Here is a 22,519-nt window from a genome sequence, read left to right on the forward strand (position 1 = left end):
CCCTCAATTCGCTATGAATATTGACCAAAACAGCACACCGACAGATGCGCGTTCCGGTCGCGGGGCGCACTTGCAGGTTTCCTGTTCTGGAAACGCTTCAGCGCGGTGCGGATTTACACCCCTGATCGAGTTGTCAGTCCGATAAGGACAAAGGTTTGTGCAGCGGCACGGTCTGCAAGCCGTTGGAGAGGCCGGGTGGCGCGGTTTGTCGGTAACCCAGATGCCGATAGAATGCCTCGGCGGTGCGGGTGCTGTTGAGATGAACATTGCGCGCACCGCGAACCCGCAACCAACCCTCGAGATTGTGCATCAGCGCCCGACCGACGCCTCGGCGGAAGGATTCAGGCTGGACGTAACACAGCAGGATTTCGCCATTGGCCCGGGCCATGCCCACACCAACCGGTTTGTCTTCGAACGAAGCGGTACAAAGATAGAAGTGCGGGTCGGCGAGACGGCTACTGATGAGGTCGACGCAGGAGCGACCGAGCCAGTGACTGACGAGCAGCGGATCATTGCGGTGATCGAGTGCGCATCCGACGCGGATCGAACGCTCGACGATACGACTGATGATGCCGGAGTCGGCCAAGGTGGCCGAACGTATGCAGACGGGTGCTTCCATGGCGCAGTTCCCTCAATCCATTGAGTCAAAGCTGCGTTGACCTTAGCCCCAACCCTCACGGATAGCCAACGCCGAGAAGTTACATTTGATGTGCCAGAACATGTTCTTTTGTGGGAGCGAGCCTGCTCGCGAAAGCGTCAGGCCAGTCAACGTCGATGTTGAATGACTTACCGCATTCGCGAGCAGGCTCGCTTCCACAGGGGATCTGAGGTGCGATCAGAGGGGTTGCAACGGCATGGTCAGCTCGACCCGCAAGCCATCCGCGCGGCTGTCGAAATGCAGGGCGCAGTCACAGCGCTGGACGATCGCCTGGACAATCGCCAGCCCCAAGCCGCAACCGGTGCTCTGGCCGTTGCGCCAGAAGCGCTGGGTCAGATGCTGCAAGTCATCCGGCGCAATCCCCGGGCCATGGTCACGCACGACAAAACGCACGCGGTTGCCGATGCTTTCGAGATTGACCTCGACCGCACAATCTTCAGGCGTATGGCGCAGGGCGTTGTCGAGCAGGTTGCGCAATGCAGCAATCGCCAGCACGGCAGGCATTTGCAGCGGCGCGGCGGAGAGGTCGTCCGGCACGTGCAGTCTGATCCGCAGCCGTTCACCGCCGGTGGCGTCCTGAATCGCCAGCCTGGCCACTTGCTCGGCGCTGCATTGCGAGCCGTCATCGAACGACAGGCTGCCTTCGACCCGCGCCAGCAGCAGCAACTGTTCAAGGGTGCGGTGCAGGCGATCGGCGCCCTCCTCGGCGCGGGCCAGCGATTGATCGCGGGCACTGCCGTCGGTCATGCGCGCCACTTGCAGGTGGGTCTTGATCGCCGTCAGCGGGCTGCGCAGTTCATGCGCGGCGTCACCGGTCAGGCGACGTTCACGCTCGATGGTCTTGCCGATGCGCTGGAACAATTGATTCTGGGTTTCCAGCAACGGCTTCAATTCGCTGGGAAAGGCCTGCAACTGCAATGGCTCAAGGGAATCGGCATTGCGCCGCATCAGCGCCTCACGCAGGCGATTGAGTGGTGCAAGACCCTGGCCGATGCCCAGCCACAGCAGGCACAGGCAACCCAGCAAGGCCACACCGACCGGCACCGAAGCGGCGAGCAGAATCGACATGTTCAAGGCTTCGCGTTCGATCTGCCGATCCGCCGTAGTGATGCGCACATCGCCCCGGGCCAGGGTGAAACTGCGCCACGGCGCGCCGTCGATCATCTGATCGTGGAAGCCCATTTTTTCCGCTTCCAGCGCTTGCTCGGGATTGTTGTGGCTACGGGCAAGGATTTCGCCGCGCAATGAGCTGACCTGACAGGCCATGCCACCGGGAATGTTCAGCTGTTCGGCGCTGAAGTGGGTGCCCTCGCCCTTGCTCGGCAGGGTCGGCAATTGCTCGAGCAAACCAGCGACCATGCGCGCCGAGGCAACCAGACGCTGGTCGAGGGAAAACATCATCTGATTGCGCAGATCGCTGAGCATCCATGCCGCCGCCAGCGCCCAGATCAACGCGAAGGCGGCGCCGAGCGTCAGGCTCAGGCGCAGGCGCAGACTCATCACTTGCCTTGCTCTCCGCCATCGGCAGGCCCGAGGCGATAGCCCAGACCACGCACGGTTTCGACAATGCCTTTGCCAAGCTTGCTGCGTAGATGATGGATATGCACGTTCAGTGCGTTGCTTTCCAGTTCGTCGTTGAAGCCGTAGACGCTGTCCTTCAGTTGCTCGGTTGACAGCACCCGGCCGCGATTGTGCAGCAATGCCTGCAACAGAGACTGCTCGCGGCGCGACAGGTCCACCGGCTGCCCGGCGAGTCGGGTTTCGCGGCTGCTCGGGTCGTAGGTGAGCGCGCCGTGTTCGATCAGATTGACGCTGCGCCCGGCCACCCGGCGCAACAGGGTTTGCAGGCGAGCGAACAGTTCGCGCAGGTCGAAAGGCTTGAGCAGGTAGTCGTCAGCACCGGCCTGCAAGCCGTCGACTCGATCAGTCACCGAATCACGGGCGGTGAGGATCAGCACGGGGATCTCCAGGCCGCTCTGCCGCAGCTGTTGCAGCAACTTGAGGCCGTCTTCGTCGGGCAGGCCGAGATCGAGCACCATCACGTCGAATTCAGCAACCTTGAGCATCGCCCGCGCTTTCGACGCGGTGTTGACGTGCTCGACGGTCAGGCCCTGAGCCGTAAGCCCGGCAACGATGCCGCTGGCGATCAGCTCATCGTCTTCGCATACCAGTACGTGCATGGAGGCTCCATGAATAAAAACGCGAGTGAAGCAGGCGAGGATTAAGGCGCAATTATGGCGGTACATGTCGAGTTCGGGAAGCTGCACGAGAACATCGCGAATTGTCGTGTTCAGCAGCGGATGCCAAGCATACAGTCAAACTATTGCCAATTCGGGCTACCGATCCAGAAACACATCCAGACTTTATCGAAAACATGAGTTCATTTAGTTTCGCACTGCAACTTCAAAACCACATTCAAATGGAACTTGAAACATGAGCAACTTGAATCACTTCGTCGCGATAGATTGGCGCTCGGGTCCTGATCGAATTTATTTTTTCTTCAAGGACACCGACACTTATTCGCGCTTTGATCTGGGAAGCAATAGCGTATCGGCAAATTACCCAGCCTCCACCGCAGGCAGCTGGGATACTTTCGATCCCTATACAAAGGATCTGCGCTTCGGTTTGACCACCACTTCGTTCGGCTGGAATGCCGGAAGCGACGAGGATATTGCATGGTTGTTCTTCTATCAGGGAACAACCCCGATGGTGTGCAAGTATGATCAGGACAAGGATAAAGTTGCCGCCTTCTACAAAGTAGCCGACTCAGCGTGGAAGCCGATTCTTCCATATTTTGACAAGATCATCGCTGGCACCTGGTTTCAACTTACCGGCCACCCCTTTCTGTTCCGATTCATTCTCAATGACGGGCACTATCTATCGTTCAACTTCAAGGCCAAGACCGTGACACGCAACCGTTTCGGCGAATATCAACTGGGCGCGCTGAAACCCTATAAAGACCGAATTATTACCGCTGCACAGAATGACCGAACACTCGCAGACAGTTACTGGTACATCTTCCTTACCAACAATGAGTATTTGACCTACAACATTCAGTCCGACCGACTGGTGTCCGGCCCCCGAACCATCAATGACGATAACTGGCCCGGCCTGCTGCGCGGCTGATTGGTCAATCCCGGCGAGCCTAGTAGGATAGGGTTAATTATCGGTTAATCGCCGCCGCCCATCCTGCACCCCACTTGCACAGGGACAAGGCTCCTCCATGCGTCATTTTTTTCTTCTGTTTGCTCTACTGGTTTCCGGTCTGGCTCAGGCCGGAAACAATCCGTTCGAGTCCAAGCCGGACTTTTTACCCGTCGACAAAGCATTCGTACTCACCTCCGAGCGTCTGGACTCGGGCGAAACCCAGCTGTTCTGGCAGATCACCGACGGCTACTACCTGTATCAGAAACGCTTGAAATTCGATGGATTGGCCGCCGAGCAGCAGCCGGTGCTGCCTGAAGGCGAATCCCACAGCGATGAGTTCTTCGGCGAGCAGCCGGTCTATCGCCAAGGGCTGGAAGTGAAGATCCCGGCGGCGGCCAGCGGTCAGATCAAGGTCAGTTATCAGGGCTGTGCCGATGCCGGCCTGTGCTATCCACCGCAAACCCGGGTGATCGATCTGGGCGGCAAAGCCGCAGCAACAACGGGTGCCGAAGCGCCGGATCAGGCGTTGGCCAGCAGCCTGCAACAACGAGCGCTGGGCTGGAGCCTGCTGGTGTTCTTCGGACTTGGCCTGCTGTTGGCGTTTACCCCGTGTTCGCTGCCGATGCTGCCGATTCTGGCCGGCATGATTGTCGGCAGTGGCGCAACACCACGGCGCGGCTTTGCCTTGGCCAGCAGCTACGTGATCTGCATGGCACTGGTCTATGCGGCGATGGGCGTGATTGCTGCGCTGCTCGGTGCGAACCTGCAAGCCTGGTTGCAGAATCCTTGGTTGCTTGGAGCGTTTGCGACGATTTTCGTGGTTCTGGCGCTGCCGATGTTCGGCTTCTTCGAGCTACAACTGCCGGTGGCCCTGCGTGATCGCCTTGAACATGCTTCACGCAGCCGCAGTGGCGGCAGCCTGATCGGCGCCGGGGTGCTGGGCGCATTGTCCGGTCTGTTGGTCGGGCCGTGCATGACCGCGCCATTGGCCGGAGCGCTGCTGTACATCGCGCAGAGCGGGAACGCGTTGCACGGCGGTCTGATTCTGTTTGCACTGGGCATTGGCATCGGTGTGCCGCTGTTGCTGCTGGTCACAGTGGGCAACCGCTTCCTGCCGAAACCCGGCGCGTGGATGAATCTGCTCAAGGGCATATTCGGCTTCCTCTTTCTTGCCACTGCATTGTTGATGCTGCGCCCGGTACTGGACCCGTCGTTGTGGCTGGGCCTGTGTGGCGCGCTGCTGGTGATTGCGGCTTACAGCGCCTGGAAACAATCCGCAGGGTTTGGCCGCGTCGCGCAGATGTTTGGCGCCCTGTCCCTGTTGCTCGGTTTGTGGGGCAGCTTGTTGGTGATCGGTGCGGCGGGTGGCAGCGAGGATCCGTATCAGCCTTTGCAGGTCTACAGCGCCGGCCCTGTCGCCAGCGCGGCGCCGACGGGTCACGATGCCTTCAGCACAATCAAGGAACCGGCCGCCCTGCAACGTGAACTCGACGCGGCCAAGGCCCAGGGTCAGTGGGTGCTGCTCGATTACTACGCCGACTGGTGCGTGTCGTGCAAAGTCATGGAGAAGAAGGTGTTCGGTGAGGCCAAAGTCATGCAGGCCCTGAGCGATGTGCGCCTGCTGCGCCTGGATGTGACCGCCGACAACGCCGCCAGCCGCGAGCTGCTCAATCGCTATAAGGTACCTGGGCCGCCGACGTTCATCTGGATCGGCGCCGACGGTGAAGAACGCCGCAGCCAGCGCATCACCGGCGAGGTCGATGCCGACACCTTCCTGCAACGCTGGTCCGCCACCCGAGACGCCAACTGATGCTGACGTTCACCCTCGGCACCTTCGCCATCGCGCTCAACCACCTGCTGCTGATCAGTGCTCTGGCGCTGGCGACATTTGTCGGCTGGCGAGTGGCCAAGCGCGGCGGCGATAACCCCGAGTCAGCGCTGTTCAGCCTGTTTTTGCTGGGCATGCTCGCGGCGCGCATTGCGTTTGTCGCGCTTTACTGGCCGCACTATCGCAATGACCCGTGGCAGATCATCGATCTGCGCGACGGTGGTTTCCTCGCCTGGCCCGGAGTGATCGTGCTGCTGCTGACGGCGTTGTATCGCGGCTGGCGCCGGCCCGCTTTGCGTCGACCGTTGGGTTTCGGCGTGGTCAGTGGCGTGGCGTTCTGGCTGCTTGCCACCCTGTCGCTGAATCTCTATGAACAAGGCACACGCTTGCCGGATATCTCCCTGCGTAACGCCGCCGGGGAAAAGATCAAGCTCAGCGACTATCAGGGTGGCCCGCTGGTGATCAACCTTTGGGCAACCTGGTGCCCACCTTGCCGGCGGGAAATGCCGGTGCTGGAAAACGCCCAGCAACAACGCCCGGATCTGACGTTCTTGTTCGTCAATCAGGCCGAGAGCATGCAAAGCGTGGCAACGTTCCTGGAAACCCAGGGCCTGAGCCTCAACAACGTGCTTTTCGACCGCAATGGCCGTCTCGGTCAGGCCGTGGGTTCCATGGCGTTACCGACTACGCTGTTCTATAGCCCGAACGGTCGTTTGCTGACCAGTCATCTCGGTGAACTGTCGAACGCCAGCCTCGCCCGCGCCCTGGAAACCTTCGACACTTCGCCTTCAAGCCCGAATCAGGCCGTTGCCCCGGCCAACTCTGCAAGGAAACTGCCATGCCCCGCCTCCGCCACCTGCTGACGCTGACCCTGGGCACTGCCCTGCTGCACTTGCCGTCGGTGCAGGCTGCTGAAGAACTGCCCGCCGCAATCAAAAAGATCGAAGCCAAGGGCGCGAAAATCGTCGGCCAGTTCGACGCCCCCGATGGCCTGCGCGGGTACGCGGCGCAATACCAGAACCGCGGCATGGCGCTGTACCTGACCCCGGACGGCAAACACGTCGTGGTGGGTAACCTGTACGACGCCGACGGCAAGGACCTGAGCAGCGAACCGTTGCAGAAACTGGTCTACGCGCCGATGTCCAAGGAAGTCTGGGGCAAGTTCGAGGCGAGCAACTGGATTCAGGACGGCAACAAGGATGCACCGCGCACGGTGTACCTGTTCAGCGATCCGAACTGCCCGTACTGCAACATGTTCTGGGAACAGGCACGGCCATGGGTCAAGGCCGGCAAGGTGCAGTTGCGCCACATCATGGTCGGCATCATCCGCGAAGACAGCCCGGGCAAATCAGCCGCGCTGCTGGCGGCGAAAGACCCGGCCAAGGCCCTGGAAGATCACGAAAAGGCCGGCAAGGGCAGCGCGCTAAAGGCCATGAAAGACATTCCGGTCGCCGTGCAAAGCAAACTCGCGGCCAACATGCAGTTGATGGAAGACCTCGAACTGCAGGCCACCCCGGCGATTTTCTACATGGATGACAAAGGCGAACTGCAACAGCAGCAAGGCGCGCCATCGCCGGACAAGCTGGTGAAGATTCTCGGGCCTAAGTAGCCTTCACAAGCACTGACCGATGCGGGTCTGTCAGTACTCACACCGCTCGATAATGTCCTGCAAGTGCTCGGTGTTTCCCTGTTCCGTGAGAAAGCTTGTCACCTCAGCGCACCACGCTTGGTCTGAAGGAATACCGGCCCAAGCGTGCGTCCCCGCCCAATGCCAGGGACGGTCGTCAAACGTATTGATCAGCGCCTGATTGAATGTGTGAACGTTGAACTTGGGGTTTCTCGCGTTTTGCAACATCAACGAACTGAACACGCGTTGTTGCGTTGCTTCGCATGGTTTGATTTGCTGGGCTTTGGTCGAGCTCAGGACAATGAAATCAGGTTTGACACCTTCATCGAGCGCGGCCTGCAATCGGTAATGTCCATCGATGACCACGTAAGAACACAGTCCGCCCACATACCAGAGCAGGATCGGCGGCAAGCTGCCCTCCCTGGCTTTTTTGCGCCACCATTTGAGGCGACCTGCGAAAGGGTCCACCGTGTGCAGCCCGATCAAGTGCCCCAAACCCCAATCAAGCCAATGCACGGTGTGCGGTTGCACGTTGTCGAGAATGCCCTCGCCGCGCGCGTACCAGTTGGGCAGATGGCTGGACGCCTCGGCCGGGGTGGAAAAATACCAGCCATCCGGACCGGCAACGGGTTTGTATCGGCTGACTGCTGGCAATAAAGGGCGCGCCACCCAGTGGCCGGGATAGAGAAAGTCCGCCTGATTGTTCATCAACTGGTTGATGAAATAGCGACACCAGCGCGGGAAGCGCTCTTCGACGGGTAATTCAAAGTGCTCCTGGACGTCGGCCGAATCGATGGGTGGCACGGGTGACGATTCCAGTTGAACGGGCCTCGGATTGCGAACCAGCCAAGCACCGTAATATGAGGTGGCAATGGTCGCCCAGAAGAGTGGGCTTCCATTGAGCATCAACTTCATCCGCCCGTTGTTGCCACTTTGCAGATGAAGCAGCGGTTTGCTTGATTTCGGTCGGTTGACCTCAATACTCAACCCAACCCACTTGTCCTCGAGATCCTTGAGGTCACGCCACCAGAACTGTTGCACGTCATTCCCTTATCAAATGCTCTTGTAGATGAGTTTCACACTCGCGATTGTATGGTGCCCTGAGAGGCCCCTTCGCGAGCAGGCTCGCTCCCACAATGGAATGCGATTAACTGTGGGAGCGAGCCTGCTCGCGAATGAAGCTCACTCGGTCTCGCGGTTGCGCTCGGCCAGAAACGCCAGCAGTGCCTCAGTGACAAACTCGGGATTCTCCAGATTGGAGATATGCCCCGCCTCCGGTACCAGCACGCACGGGCAACCGATCAATTCAGCCATTTCCCGTGCTTCCGACGGTGGCCGTGGTTTGTCCTGATCGCCGCACAGCACCAGCGTCGTCGCCGGGTTCAGCTCGCCCAGGCGTGGCAACAGATCGTCGCGGCCAAACGTGATGCGGCCCATCGGCACGATGCTTTCACGCAGACGGTCGGGCGAGTAGTTCTTCAATTTCGCGCGGAAATCCTGATACAGCGCCGAGTGCGGGTCGATGCCCGGGCGGAAAAAGATCGGCACGACGATGTTGAGCAGTTGTTCGGAGATGGCGCCGCTGTCTTCGATCTGCTTGAACAGCGAGAAGTAATACTGCCGGGTCGGTTCCGGCTCGACGCCGACGTAGGTGTCCATCAGCACCAGACCGTTGAGACGTTGCGGCGCGGACAGCGCCAAACGCACGCCCCACATGCCGCCGACCGAAAGCCCGACGAGGGTGACGCGGTCGATGTCCAGATGATCAAGCAAGGCCTGCGCCTGTCGGGCAATGTCGTCGAGCGAGGTTGTGCCTTCGGGTAACTTGCCGGACTCGCCATGCCCCCAAAGATCCACGGCAATGACGCGATAGTGCGGGGTCAGCGCGGCGATCTGCGGCGCCCACATCGCTTGGTCCCAAAGGTAACTGCCGGCCAGCAACACGGCCGGGCCGGTGCCTTGATCAATGTAGTGCAGTGCTTGTCCGTCAACCGTGAAAAAGGGCATCGACCACCTCCGCGAGAAAAAACAGAACCGGCAGACTGAGCTGCCGGTTGTTGATCGTCAAGGATGGAAATGTACAGACGCCATTCGCGAGCAGGCTCGCTCCCACAGGGGATTTGTGTTCACCACAGATCCCGTGTGGGAGCGAGCCTGCTCGCGAAGAGTCCAGCCCAGGCGCCGAAGAACTACAGCCCTTCCAGCTCCGCCATCAGGTCGTTCAACCGATCGACCTTCTCCTCAGTCATATCACTGGCCGCCAGCCCATCGATGTATTCGGCCAGTTCCTCCACCGTGCTGCACTCGAACATCGCGCGCAGCGGCACGTTGCGTTGCAGGGCTTTTTGTACCCGCGATGCAATTTGCGTAGCCAGCAGCGAATGCCCGCCCAGTTCGAAGAAATTGTCGCGCACGCCGACCTTTTCCACTTTCAGCACCTCAGCCCAGATATCAGCCAGGGTCTGTTCCAGCTCGTTGCGCGGCGCTACATAATCCGCACTCTGCAACTGACCGATCTCCAGCGTTGGCAAGGCTTTGCGGTCGAGTTTGCCGTTGGCATTCAGGGGCATCTGCTCCAGCCATAGCCAGTGCAGCGGCACCATGTATTCCGGCAGTTCGGTGCGCAGGCGTTGCTTGATCCGTTCCAGACGCTCTCCCGGATTGAGCGCTGCATCGGCCGCGACCAGATAGCCGACCAGATGCTTGCCGTTGACGCCCTCCTGCACACCAACCGCCGCGTCACGCACTTCCGGTTGTTCGTGCAGGCGCGCTTCGATTTCACCGAGCTCGATACGGTAACCGCGAATCTTCACTTGATGATCGACGCGGCCGACGTATTCCAGCACGCCGTCGGTGCGGCGCCGTGCCAGGTCACCGGTGCGGTACAGGCGTTCGCCCGGCGCGCCGAACGGATTCGGCACAAACACCGGAGCGGTGCGCAGCGGATCGCTGACATAACCGCGACCGACCCCGGTGCCAGCCACACACAATTCACCCACCGCACCCAAAGGCACCAGTTCCAGCGCGCCATCGACCAGGAACAGCAAGTTATTGTCGGTCGGCGTGCCGATCGGCAAGTAACTGCCGCGCGTTGAAGCCATGTCGACACGGAAGAACGCCACGTCATCCGAGCATTCCGCCGGGCCGTAAGCATTGACCAGACCAATGTCCGGGTAACGCAGCAGCCATTGATGGGCCAGTTCCGGCGGCATCGCTTCGCCGGTGGGCAGCATCCAGCGCAAACCATCAAGGCTCGTGTGATCAGCGGCGAGCATGCCCTGAATCAGCGATGGCACACTTTCGAGCACGGTGATGCGCTGCGCCTGCACATGGCCCAGCAAACCTTGCGGATCGTGGGCAATCGAATTCGGCACGATGTCGACCCGCGCGCCGAACAACGGCGCGGCGAGGAATTGCCAGACGGAAATATCGAAGCTTTGCGAGGCGGTCTGCGCGATCACATCGGCCTCGCTCAAATCGAGGTACGGGCGTTTGCTCAACTGGTTGTTGAGCATGCCGCGCTGCTCGACCATCACGCCTTTAGGCAGCCCGGTCGAACCCGAGGTGTAGATCACATAGGCGAGATTGTCCGGGCCGCTGTGAATGCCGAGATTGTGCGTCGCTGCCACCGATGCCTGGACCTCTTCCCACACCAGCAGGCGCGGGCGATTCGAACAGCCAAACTCTTCGAGCAAGGTCTGCGCCTGCTCTAGGCAGGCTGCGCTGCACACCAGCAACGGCGTGCGGCTCAGCTCGATGATGCGGCTCAGGCGCTGGCTCGGCAGACCCGGGTCCAGCGGCAGGTAACCGGCACCGGCCTTGAAGCTGCCGATGATCATGCCGAGCAGGTCGAGATTACGCTCGGCCAGCAGCGCCACCGGTTGATCCATGCGCACGCCGGCAGCGACCAGGGCATGGCCGAGGCGGTTGGCGTTGTGGTTCAGCTCGGCGTAGCTAAGTTGCTCGTCAAGGCAACTGGCGGCAACGCGCTGCGGATGCGCTTCAACCTGCGCTTCGAACAACGCCACGTAGCTTTGCTCCAGCGGATAGTCGTGGCCGCTCTGGTTGCAACCGTGCAACAGGAAGTCGCGTTCTTCGTCGCCCAGTAGCGGCAAATCGGCCATGTCGCCATGGAAGCCGTCGACCAGCGCCAGCAGCAAGCGCTTGAACTCAGCGAGCATGCGCTCGACCGTCGCCTCGTCAAAGTAACGCTGGTCATACGACAAATGCAGGCCAAGGTCATCGCCCGGGTAACACACCGCCGTCAGCGGGAAGTTGGTATGGGTGCGACCGGAATCCGAGGTCGCATTCAGGCTCTGTGCACGATCAAGCACCGAGACTTCCACCGGGGCGTTTTCGAAGACGAAGAGGCTGTCGAACAGCGGCTGGCCTTTGGGCAATTCGCTCTGTTCCTGGATATTCACCAGCGGCAGATATTCGTACTCGCGCAGTTGCATGTTGCTGTCGAGCAAAGCGCTGAGCCATTGACGCACACTGCTGCGCTGATCGTCGGCAGGCATCTTCACCCGCAGCGCAATGCTGTTGATGAACAGGCCGACGGTGCGCTGCATTTCCGGCATGTCAACCGGCCGACCGGCGACGGTGACGCCGAAGAGCACGTCGCGATCGCCGCTCAGGCGTCGCAGGACTAATGCCCACGCAGCCTGGGCGAAGGTGTTGACGGTCAGTTGATGAGCCTGCGCCAGTTCCCGCAACCGTGCTCCTTCTTCAACATTGAGGCGGGTGTAACGGTCGCCGACGATCATGCCGCCGCTTTCACCGGCGTGTTCGCGCAGGAACGGCCGGTCGCTCGGGATCGGCGTGGTGCGCTCGAAGCCTTGCAGATTCTGCCGCCACCACTGCCGCGCCTCGGCCAGGCTCTGGCGTTGCAGCCAACCGATGTAATCGCGATAACGCGGCGGCACGCTCAACTGCGCTTCACGACCTTCACCGAGGGCGCTGTAGATCTCGAAGAAGTCGTTCATCAGCAGAGAACGGCACCAGGCGTCGATGAGGATGTGGTGGTTGCTCATCATGAACCAGTAGCGCGCCGCGCCGACCTTGATCAGGCGCAGGTGAAACGGCGCCTGATTGAGCAGATCGAACCCGGCTTCGCGCTCGCTTTTCAGCAGCGCTTGCAGCTGTGGTTCCTGCTCGGTTTCGGCGACGGCGCTCCAGTCCAGATACTCGATCGGCGTACGCCCCGGCGTGTGAATCACTTGCAGCATGTCTTCGCCAACGTTCCAGCAGAACGAAGCGCGCAACGCTTCATGTCGGGCGACCACCGCTTGCCAGGCCTGGGCGAAACGCTCGGGGTCGAGCTCGCTGTTGATGCGATAACGATCCTGCATGTAGTACAGACCGGTGCCAGGTTCGAGCAAGGTATGCAGGAGCATGCCTTCCTGCATCGGCGTCAGCGGGTAGACATCTTCGATGTGCGCGGCCGGCACCGGCAGCGCATCGAGTTGCGCCTGAGTCAGTTTCGCCAGCGGGAAGTCCGACGGCGTCAGGCCGCCGGCTTCGTCTTGCAGACAATGGGCTATCAGGCTTTGCAACTCACCGAGGTAGGCGTCGGCCAGATCGTTAATGGTTAGCGCCCCGTAACGCTCGGCACTGAAAGTCCAGCGCAGCAGCAGTTCTCCACCGTAAACCTGACTGTCGACACTCAGCTCGTTGGGCAACGGCGCCTGCGGATCGTGGGCAGCACCGATTGGCTCATCGAGAGGACGGAACAGCGCATCGCTGCCGAAGCTCTGGTCGAACTGGCCGAGGTAGTTGAAGGTGACCTGCGCCTGCGGCAGCGCGGCCATGTTCTGGCGGCAGCCGTCATCAGCCAGATAACGCAACACGCCATAACCGAGACCTTTATGCGGAACGGCGCGCAATTGTTCTTTGATCGCCTTGATCGAAGCGCCCTGCCCGGCGGCCTCTTCGACATTGTGCGGAGTCAGGCGCAGCGGATAAGCGCTGGTGAACCAACCGACGGTGCGGGTCAGGTCGATCTCGTCGAACAGGGTTTCGCGACCGTGGCCTTCCAGTTGAATCAGTGCCGAGGGCTGGCCGCTCCAGCGGCACAGCACCCGAGCCAGCGCGGTCAACAGCAGGTCGTTGACCTGAGTGCGATAAGCGCTCGGTGCCTGTTGCAGCAACTGCCGGGTGCGCTCGGTATCGAGGCGTACGCTGACGGTTTGCGCATGACGATTCTGCCTGCCGCCCTGCGGATTTTCGCAAGGCAGATCAGCGCTCGGCCCGGCCAGTTGTGCTTGCCACCAACCGAGTTCTTCGCGCAGGGATTCGCTGCCGGCGTAGGCCTGCAAACGCGCGGCCCAGTCCTTGAAGGCGCTGGTTTTCGCCGGCAGTTTCAGCGGCTGCGCAGCGTCGAGCTGGCGATAGGCGGTTTGCAGATCATCCAGCAGCACGCGCCACGACACACCGTCGACCACCAAGTGGTGGATGGCGATAAACAGACGTTGCTGATCATTCGCTACATCGACCAGCACTGCGCGCAGTAATGGGCCGTTGTGCAGATGCAGACTGCGTTGCGCGTCGGCGAACAGGGCTTCGCACCGATCCAGCGAATCGACGCTGACTTGCCAGAGCACATCCTCATTCATCAGCGCTCGATGCGTCGCTTGCCATGCATCATCGGCTTCAGTGAAACGCAGACGCAGGGCATCGTGCTGCTCGATCACTGCCAGCAAAGCTTGCTGCAATCGTTGCGGCTCGAGGCGCACAGTCGGTTCCAGCAGCAGCGCCTGATTCCAGTGCTGACGCTGGGGAATGTCCGTATCGAAGAACCAGTGCTGAATCGGCGTCAGACGCGACTCGCCGACCACCAAACCTTGCTCGGCAGTCACTTGCTGGGTGCGACTGGCAACGGCGGCGAGCGTCTGTACGGTCTGATGCTGGAACAGGTCGCGCGGGCTGAAATGAATGCCCTGCTGACGCGCGCGGCTGACCACTTGAATCGACAGAATCGAGTCACCGCCGAGTTCGAAGAAGTTATCGTTGAGGCCGACCTGCTTGACGTTAAGCACATCGCACCAGATCTGCGCCAGGGTCTGCTCCAGCTCATTGCTTGGCGCCACATAGTCCTGACGATTCAACTCGGGATCGGGCGCCGGCAAGGCGCGGCGGTCGAGTTTGCCGTTGGCGGTCAGCGGCATGCTTGCCAGCAGCATCAGCTGGGTCGGCACCATGTAGTCCGGCAGTTGCGCCTTGAGGTGCGACTTGAGCGCTTCGCGCAGTTCAGCCTGTTGCGCTTCGCCGTGTCCGGCGACATCGGTAACGAGGTAACCCACCAACTGCTTGCCACTCGGCGCATCCAGCGCCAGCACCACCGCTTCGCGGATCGAAGGGTGATCGAGCAGGCGCGTTTCGATTTCGCCCAGCTCGATGCGGAAGCCACGGATTTTCACTTGATGGTCAATCCGGCCCAGATACTCGACCAGACCATCGGCACGCTGGCGCACCAGGTCGCCTGTGCGGTACATGCGCCCGCCTTCAGCGGCAAACGGGTCAGCGACAAAACGCTCGGCGCTGATGCCCGGACGGTCGTGATAGGCCTGAGCCAGACCGGCGCCGCCGACAAACAATTCACCGGTCGCGCCTTGCGGCACCAAGGCCAGATCGACGTCGAGAATGTACGCGACCCGCGCGCCGATCACGCTGCCGATCGGCACACTGCCAGCGCCCTCTTCCAGTACCTGCGGCGCCAGACTGGCCAGCGGCATGACCACGGTTTCAGTCGGGCCGTAGGCGTTGAAGAACTGCGCTGGCTGGAACGCCGCGCGGATGCGCTGCAGATGCTCGCCGGTCAGCGCTTCACCGCCGGTGATGATCATGCGCACCGGCAGGACTTCATTCTGCGTGGCAAGGAACTGCGCCAACTGGCTGCCGTAGCTCGGCGTGAAGCCGAGGACGTTGATCCGATGCGCACGAATCAAGCCGCAGATTTCTTCCGCGTCCCACTGCCCTTGCGCCCGCAGCACCACCTGCGCACCGCTGAGCAGCGGCACCAGCAAACGTTCGGTGGCGGCGTCGAAGTTGATCGAATAGAAATGCAGTTCACAGTCGTCCGGGCGCATGCCGAACCGTTCGATCACGGCCTGACAGTGCATGGCAATTTCGCCGTGGGAGACCACCACGCCTTTCGGTTTGCCGGTCGAGCCCGAGGTGTAAATCAAGTAGGCCTGATGCTGCGGCAGGCTGATAAACGGCAGCTCGCTGGCCGGGTAGTCGGCCAATCCCGGGCTGTCATCTTCCAGACACCAGCGCGCCACGTCTGACGGCAAGTCACCCAGGGCCTGAAACATCGCCCGATCGCTGAGCAGCAAACCGATGCGGCTGTCTTCGATCATGTAATGCAGACGGTCGAGCGGGTACTCCGGATCCAGCGGCACATAGGCGCCGCCAGCCTTGAGAATCGCCAGCAGGCCGATGACCATTTCCAGCGAACGCTCCAGCGCCAGACCGACCCGCACTTGCGGGCCGACGCCGCGCTCACGCAGCGCCCAGGCCAGACGATTGGCCCGGGCATCGAGTTCGGCGTAGCTCAGGGTCTGCCCAGCGAAAGTCAGTGCTGGTGCGTCTTTGCGCGCCAGTGCCTGTTCGGCAAACAGATGATGGATGCACTGGTCGAGACGATGTTCGCCCGGCTCGACGCCAAGGCTGTCGAGCAGGTGCTGTTGCTCGGTGTTGTCGAGCAACGGCAGTTCGCTGAGGCGTTGCTGCGGATCAGCGATCAACGCTTCAAGCAGGTTGCGCCAATGCCTGGCCATGCGTTCGATGGTCGGTTCGTCGAACAGATCGGTGCTGTAAGTCAGGCAGCAGCCGAGGCGATGGTCGAGGTCGGTGACTTCCAGATTGAGATCGAATTTGGTCGCCCGCGCATCGTTGGCCAGATACTCGACAGTCATCCCAGCGAGGGTGCGGCTCTGCTGGAATTCCCAGCGCTGCACGTTGCACATCACCTGGAACAGCGGGTTGTAAGCCGCGCTGCGTGGCGGCTGCAAGGCTTCGACCAAATGATCGAACGGCAGATCCTGATGGGCCTGGCCTTCGATCACGGTGTGGCGCACCTGCTCGAACAGTTCGCCGACCGACATCTGCCCGTCGAGCTGGCAACGCAGCACCTGGGTGTTGAGAAACGCCCCGATCAGCCCTTCACTCTCCGGGCGGATGCGGTTGGCCACCGGTGCGCCGATGCGCAGATCGGTCTGGCCGCTGTAGCGGTAGAGCAATGTGGCGAGCGCGGCGGTCATGGTCATGAACAGGGTCAGACCGTTTTGCGCATTGAACGCCCGCACCCGCGCAGCGAGATCGTCGCTCAGATCGAAACGGAACAGCTCGCCCTGATGGCTCTGCACCGGTGGACGCGGACGGTCGCCGGGCAGTTCCAGCAGCGGGTGTTCGCGACCGAGTTGCGCGGTCCAGTAATCGAGCTGGCGCTGGCGCTCGCCGGACTCCAGCCACTGACGCTGCCAGATGCTGTAGTCGAGGTATTGCACCGGCAGCGGCTCGAGCGGTGATTCGCGCTCATCGACGAACGCTTCATACAGCGCGCTGAGTTCACGGGCAAAGATGTCCATCGCCCAGCCTTCGGTGACGATGTGGTGCAAGGTCAGGACGAAGTAATGCTCGTGCTCGGCAGTCTTGACCAGGCAGGCACGCAGCAACGGACCGGTTTCCAGATCGAACGGCTGGTGCGCTTCTGCATCGGCCAGTTGTTGCACTTGTTGCTCCCGGACTTCTGCCGGCAGGCTGGAGAAATCCTTCCAGCCCATGCGCACGCCGGTCTCGGCATGCACCTGTTGGCGGGCGACGCCGTCAACGCTGGGGAACGTAGTGCGCAGGGTTTCGTGGCGCAGGATCAGTGCCTGCAACGCCGCCTCGAAATGCTCGACATGCAGCGCGCCGCGCAAGCGCGCCATGCCGCCGACGTTGTAGGCCGGGCTGTCCGGTTCCATCTGCCAGAGGAACCACATGCGCTGCTGCGAATAGGACAGAGGCACCGCTTGGCTGCGGTCGACTGTGCCGATCGGCAGCTGTTGGTTGGTGCGGCCGCTGGCCTGGATCAGGCGGATCTGTTCGGCGTAATCGCCCAGTTTGCTGTGCTCGAACAGTGTGCGCAGCGGCAGTTCGACGTCACAGGCCTGACGTGTGCGCGAAATGATTTGCGTGGCCAGCAGCGAGTGACCGCCGAGAGCAAAGAAATCGTCGCGCAGGCCGATCTGCTTCAGACCCAGCACTTCGCGCCAGATCGCGGCGATTTGTTGCTCCAGTTCGCTGACCGGTTCGATGTGTTCACGCACTTGCCATTGCGGCTCGGGCAAGGCGCGGCGGTCGAGTTTGCCGCTGGGGCTCAGCGGCATCGCGTCGAGGCGCATAAGTTGCGCCGGGACCATGTATTCCGGCAGCTCAGCGACCAAAGCGTTGTTCAGTCGAGCGATTTGTTGCTCGGCATTTTCATGCGCATCGCTCGCCGTGAAGTAGCCGATCAGTTGCCCACCGGCAGCGGTTTCGCGCACCAGCACCACGGCTTGGGCGACGCCATTTTGCGCCAGCAGTCGCGCCTGGATTTCTTCCGGTTCGACGCGAAAGCCGCGCAGTTTGACCTGCTGATCGAGACGGCCGAGGTATTCGATCACGCCATCAGCGGTCCAGCGCGCACGGTCGCCGGTGCGGTACAAACGGGCACCCTGCTCGCCCAGTGGATCGACGACAAAACGCTCGGCGGTCAACGCCGGACGCCCCAGATAACCACGCGCCAGACCGATGCCGCTGATGCACAACTCGCCCGCCACACCCGCCGGCACTGGATTGAGATCGGCATCGAGAATGCGGCAGACCACATTGCCCAGCGGCCGGCCAATCGGCGAGCGCGCACCATCGGCGGCACTGCAATGCCAATGGGTGACATTGATCGCGGTTTCAGTCGGGCCATAACGGTTGTGCAATTGCACCGCCGGCAGTTGCGTCAGCACACGGTTGCGCAACTCGGCGGGCAAGGCTTCACCGCCGGAAAACAGCCGGCGCAGGCTGGTGCATTCGGCACTCAGCGGCTCGTCGATGAACAGCGCCAGCAGCGGCGGGACGAAGTGCAGCGTGGTCACGCCGTATTGCTGAACCAGTTGCGCGATGCGATGCGGGTCGCGGTGCTCGCCTGGGGCGGCAAGCAACAGACGCGCGCCGCTGATCAGCGGCCAGAAGCATTCCCACACCGAGACGTCGAAACTGATCGGCGCTTTTTGCATCAGCACGTCGGTTTCGTCGAGGCGGTAAGTGTCCTGCATCCATTGCAGGCGCTCGGCCAGCGCGGCGTGGGTGTTGCCGACGCCTTTCGGTTGCCCGGTGGAACCCGAGGTGTAAATCACGTAGGCGAGGTTGTCGCCGTGCAGTCGCAGTCCCGGTGCCTGGCTCGGCCATTTATCCAGGTGCAGCGCATCCATGGCGATCACGCTGACGCCATCGCTGGCCGGCAGACGCTCGAGCAATTGCGTCTGGGTCAGGAGCAGTTCGACGCCGCTGTCGCGGAGCATGTACGCGAGACGCTCGGCCGGATAATCGGGATCAAGCGGCACATAGGCGCCGCCGGCCTTGATGATCGCCAGCAGACCGATCAGCAGTTGCGGCGAACGCTCGGCGGCAATGGCCACGCACACGTCCGGGCCAACGCCCTTGTCGCGCAGGTAATGGGCGAGGCGGTTGGATTGCGCGTGCAGCTCGGCAAAATCCAGACTACCGCCGTCCCACACCAGCGCGGTGCGTTGCGGGGTGTTGCGCAATTGTTGCTCGAGCAGTTCCGGCAGCCATTGTTGCGCCGGGGTGCACGGAGCGACGCTCCAGTCCTTCTGCTGATTCTGCTCGCTGGCGGTCAGCAAGCGCAGATCGCCGATGGCCTGCTTTGGCTGTTCGCAGACCTCGCTGAGCAGATTATGGAAATGCTCGGCCAGACGCTCGATGGTCGTGGCATCGAACAGTTCGCTGGCGTAGTCGAACGCCAAGCTCAGACGCCCGTTGCGATCCTCTTCGCTGTGCAATTGCAGATCGAACTTGGCCTCGCGGCTGTGCCACGGCAGTTCTTCGGCGAGCAGACCGGGCAGGCGCTTGAGTGCACTGAGGTCGCGCTGCTGATGGTTGAACATGACCTGGAACAGTCCCTGTTCGCGGGCCTGCGGGAAAGCTTCGAGCAATTGTTCGAAGGGCAGATCCTGATGGGCCTGGGCGCCGAGTGCGGCTTGGCGGGTCTGGTTCAGCAACTCGGCAAATGTCAGGCGCGAATCGATTTGCGCACGCAACACTTGGGTATTGATGAAGAAGCCGATCAGGCTTTGGGTTTCCAGGCGCGGACGGTTGGCGTTGGGCACGCCGATGCGAATGTCGCGCTGACCACTGTAGCGGTGCAGCAAACTTTGCAACGCAGCGAGCAGAAGCATGAACGGCGTGGCTTCGTGAGCCTGCGCGGTCTGGCGGATCGCCTCGCTGAGTTTGCTACTCAAGCGCACGTTGTAGCGTGCGGCGCTGTGGTTGTGTCTGGCCGAGCGCGGGTGATCGGTGGCCAGTTCCAATGGCGGATGTTCTTCGCCCAACTGCGCTTTCCAGTACGCCAGTTGCCGCTCGCCCTCGCCTTGCGCCAACCATTGCCGCTGCCAGTTGCCGTAATCGGCGTAATGCGTGGGCAGCGCTGCCAGTGTCGCCGGCGCACCTTGGGTAGCCGCCGCGTAGAGACGCGAGAATTCATCGAGGAGGATATTCAGCGACCAGCCGTCAGCGATGATGTGGTGCAGGGTCACCAGCAGTTGATGTTCTTCGTCATCGAAACGCACCAGTGTCACCGACAGCAGCGGGCCTTTTTCCAGATCGAACCGAGTGCGCGCCTCGTCTTCGCGAATCTGCTCGGCACGGGCTTCACGCTCGGCCATTGGCAGGTCGCTGATGTCGATCAGTTGCAGGTTGAATTCGGCATCAGCGAGCACTTGCTGCAATGCCACGCCGTCACGTTCGAAGAAACGTGTGCGCAGTGATTCATGGCGTTCGATCAGTTGCTGGAAGCTGTCGCGCACGGCGTTTACGTCCAGCTCGCCCCGCAGGCGCAGGCCGCCGGGAATGTTGTAGGCGCTACTGTGCGGGTCGAGTTGCCAAGTGATCCACAGACGGTTTTGTGCCAGCGACTGCGGCATCGGCTCGCTGCGCGACAAGGTGCTGATCGGACCTTGAGCGCTGCCGCCGTCCTGTTTTAGCTGCGCCACAGCGGCGGCGAAAGCGGAGAGGGTTGGCGCTTCGAACAGCAGGCGCAGGCTCAGCTCGACACCGAGTGCTTCGCGAACCCGCGCCACCACTTGCGTGGCAGCGATCGAGTTGCCGCCGAGCAGAAAGAAATGGTCATCGCCACTGACCTGCTTGACGTTGAGTTGCTCGGCCCAGATTTGCCCGATCAACGCTTCAAGGTCCGAAGTGCTGCTGGTCGCGGTTTCCGTTGCGGCTGTGATCGAAGGGAACAGCGCGTAACTGTCGAGGCTGCCATCAGCCAGACGATTGCGGCACGCCGAGCGCTGCAGTTTGCCGCTGGAGGTTTTCGGCAACGCGCCCGGATTGAGCAGCACCACCACGCTTGGCGCCTCCTGATACGCCTCGGCCACCGCTTGGCGAATGGCTTTGATCAGCGCATCTGGCGCAAGGATTTTCTGCACGCTGCGGCTGATTTCTGCAGCGATGCCGATGCCCTCTTCGCCGTCGTGAGTGACCGCGAACGCCGCCACGCGGCCCTTGCGCACCACTTCGACTTCGCGCTCGACAGTCTGCTCGATGTCCTGCGGATAAAGGTTGTGTCCGCGGACGATGAGCATGTCTTTCAGGCGCCCGGTGACGAACAACTCGCCCGCACGGATAAAACCCAGGTCGCCGGTGCGCAACCAGGTGCGGCCGGCGTGCTGGACAAAAGTCTTGGCGCTGGCTTCGGGGTTGCGCCAATAACCGTGGGCGATGCTCGGGCCGGCGGCCCAGACTTCGCCGACGGCGTTGTCGGCGAGTTCTTCGAGGGTATTCGGTTCGACGATCAGCACCGCGTGCTCAGGCTGGCTGATGCCGCAACTCATGACCGCGCTGCCGTCGCCCGGCTCGGCGCGGTTTTGCGCCAGCGCCTGATCGTCCACGCGCAAAGCCGGGATGCCGGTGCCACGCGGCGTGCCGGCGACAAACAGGGTCGCCTCGGCCAGACCGTACGAAGCCATGAAGCTGTTGTCGCTGAAACCGCAAGCAGCGAATTTTTCCGCGAAGCGCTCGAGGGTATCGAGACGGATCGGCTCGGAACCGGAATAGGCCACGCGCCAGCGGCTCAGATCAAGGCGCTCAAGGGCCGATTCGCTGACCCGCTCACTGCACAAACGGTAGGCGAAATCCGGGCCGCCGCTGATGGTGCCGCCGTATTCGGCGATCGCTTCCAGCCAGCGCAACGGCCGGCCGAGGAAGTAGGCCGGCGACATCAGAATGCACGGCACGCCGCTGAAAATCGGTTGCAGCAGGCCGCCGATCAGCCCCATGTCGTGGTACAGCGGCAACCAGCTGACGATGACGTCGCCCGGATTGACGTCGATGCCGAAACCGTGACGGATCAACAGTTCATTGGCGACCAGATTGCCATGGCTGACCTGTACGCCCTTGGGCAGCGCGGTGGAGCCGGAAGTGTATTGCAGAAAGGCGATGTGTTCGGGCGGCAGGCTCGGTTCAACCCACTGTTCGGCCAGTGCGCTGTCGAGGGTGTCGACACACAACAGCGGCGGCGCGCCGTCGATTTGTTGCAAGGCATCGCGCAGGTCGGCGCTGGTCAGCAACAGCGTGGGCTCGGCGTCGGCGATGATCGACAGCAAACGCTCCTGATGATGACGACGCGCGGATTCCGGCGGATAGGCCGGCACCGCAATCACACCGGCATACAGGCAACCGAAAAACGCCGCGACGTAATCCGCGCCACTGGGAAACAGCAGCACCGCACGCTCACCGAATCCAGCCTGAGCCTGCAACGCAGCGGCGATGGTGCGCGCGCGTTGATCGAGTTCGCGATAGCTGAGCACCACAGCCTGCTCCGGGTTTTCGGCGAGAAAACGCAAGGCCAGTCGGTCCGGCGTCAGGGCCGCGCGACGCTTGAGGGCATGGACCAGGGTGCTGGGAAGTTCGAACGCGTCGGTCATGAGGTTTCCTGCCTGAATTCGGCTTGCAAGTGGAATCGGGTGGCTGCGTCACACCTGTCGAGAGGCGTGCG

10 protein-coding genes and 1 pseudogene are annotated in these 22,519 nt (G+C 61.7%); 5 read left to right on the forward strand and 6 right to left on the reverse strand.

The features are described from left to right. Nucleotides 1-133: 133 nt before the first annotated feature. Nucleotides 134-619, reverse strand: a complete 486-nt coding sequence (locus PS14A_RS16945; RefSeq protein WP_212616806.1) for a GNAT family N-acetyltransferase — start codon at nucleotides 617-619, stop codon at nucleotides 134-136. 110 nt (nucleotides 620-729) lie between these two features. On the opposite strand from PS14A_RS16945, the pseudogene PS14A_RS26640 reads away from it, so the two are divergent. Then, nucleotides 730-819, forward strand: a pseudogene (locus PS14A_RS26640) (metal ABC transporter ATP-binding protein); the annotation flags it as partial. 16 nt (nucleotides 820-835) lie between these two features. On the opposite strand, the gene PS14A_RS16950 reads toward PS14A_RS26640, so the two are convergent. Next, a complete protein-coding gene (locus PS14A_RS16950) occupies nucleotides 836-2,158 on the reverse strand; it encodes an ATP-binding protein (protein ID WP_130912588.1) in 1,323 nt (440 codons plus the stop codon). Continuing rightward, entirely contained in the window at nucleotides 2,158-2,838 is a 681-nt protein-coding gene (locus tag PS14A_RS16955; RefSeq protein ID WP_042607836.1) for a response regulator, read from the reverse strand. Before PS14A_RS16955 ends, PS14A_RS16950 begins: the two co-directional genes overlap by 1 nt. A 253-nt stretch (nucleotides 2,839-3,091) precedes the next feature. On the opposite strand from PS14A_RS16955, the gene PS14A_RS16960 reads away from it, so the two are divergent. From PS14A_RS16960 to dsbG, 4 genes are all read left to right on the forward strand, one after another. Next, nucleotides 3,092-3,784: a hypothetical protein gene (locus PS14A_RS16960; protein WP_130912587.1), complete on the forward strand. Its 693-nt coding sequence runs from the start codon at nucleotides 3,092-3,094 to the stop codon at nucleotides 3,782-3,784. A gap of 97 nt (nucleotides 3,785-3,881) precedes the next feature. After that, nucleotides 3,882-5,615, forward strand: coding sequence for a protein-disulfide reductase DsbD (dsbD, locus tag PS14A_RS16965; protein WP_212616807.1), 1,734 nt, complete (start codon nucleotides 3,882-3,884; stop codon nucleotides 5,613-5,615). Next, nucleotides 5,615-6,496, forward strand: coding sequence for a TlpA family protein disulfide reductase (locus PS14A_RS16970; RefSeq protein ID WP_212616808.1), 882 nt, complete (start codon nucleotides 5,615-5,617; stop codon nucleotides 6,494-6,496). Before dsbD ends, PS14A_RS16970 begins: the two co-directional genes overlap by 1 nt. Beyond that, a complete protein-coding gene (gene dsbG / locus PS14A_RS16975; protein WP_130912585.1) occupies nucleotides 6,472-7,242 on the forward strand; it encodes a thiol:disulfide interchange protein DsbG in 771 nt (256 codons plus the stop codon). Before PS14A_RS16970 ends, dsbG begins: the two co-directional genes overlap by 25 nt. A 30-nt stretch (nucleotides 7,243-7,272) precedes the next feature. On the opposite strand, the gene PS14A_RS16980 is transcribed toward dsbG, so the two are convergent. The 3 genes from PS14A_RS16980 to PS14A_RS16990 all read right to left on the reverse strand — a co-directional run bounded on the left by PS14A_RS16980 (nucleotide 7,273) and on the right by PS14A_RS16990 (nucleotide 22,448). Then, nucleotides 7,273-8,301, reverse strand: coding sequence for a ParB/Srx family N-terminal domain-containing protein (locus tag PS14A_RS16980; RefSeq protein WP_130912584.1), 1,029 nt, complete (start codon nucleotides 8,299-8,301; stop codon nucleotides 7,273-7,275). 141 nt (nucleotides 8,302-8,442) lie between these two features. Then, complete coding sequence (locus PS14A_RS16985) at nucleotides 8,443-9,267, reverse strand: alpha/beta fold hydrolase (protein ID WP_212616809.1); 825 nt, start codon at nucleotides 9,265-9,267, stop codon at nucleotides 8,443-8,445. Nucleotides 9,268-9,449: 182 nt separating this feature from the next. Then, nucleotides 9,450-22,448, reverse strand: a complete 12,999-nt coding sequence (locus PS14A_RS16990) for a non-ribosomal peptide synthetase (RefSeq protein WP_212616810.1) — start codon at nucleotides 22,446-22,448, stop codon at nucleotides 9,450-9,452. Nucleotides 22,449-22,519 lie beyond the last annotated feature (71 nt).

Origin of the sequence: Pseudomonas sp. 14A (genome assembly GCF_018132745.1) — a bacterium.
In the GTDB taxonomy this organism is placed as follows: domain Bacteria; phylum Pseudomonadota; class Gammaproteobacteria; order Pseudomonadales; family Pseudomonadaceae; genus Aquipseudomonas; species Aquipseudomonas mercuritolerans.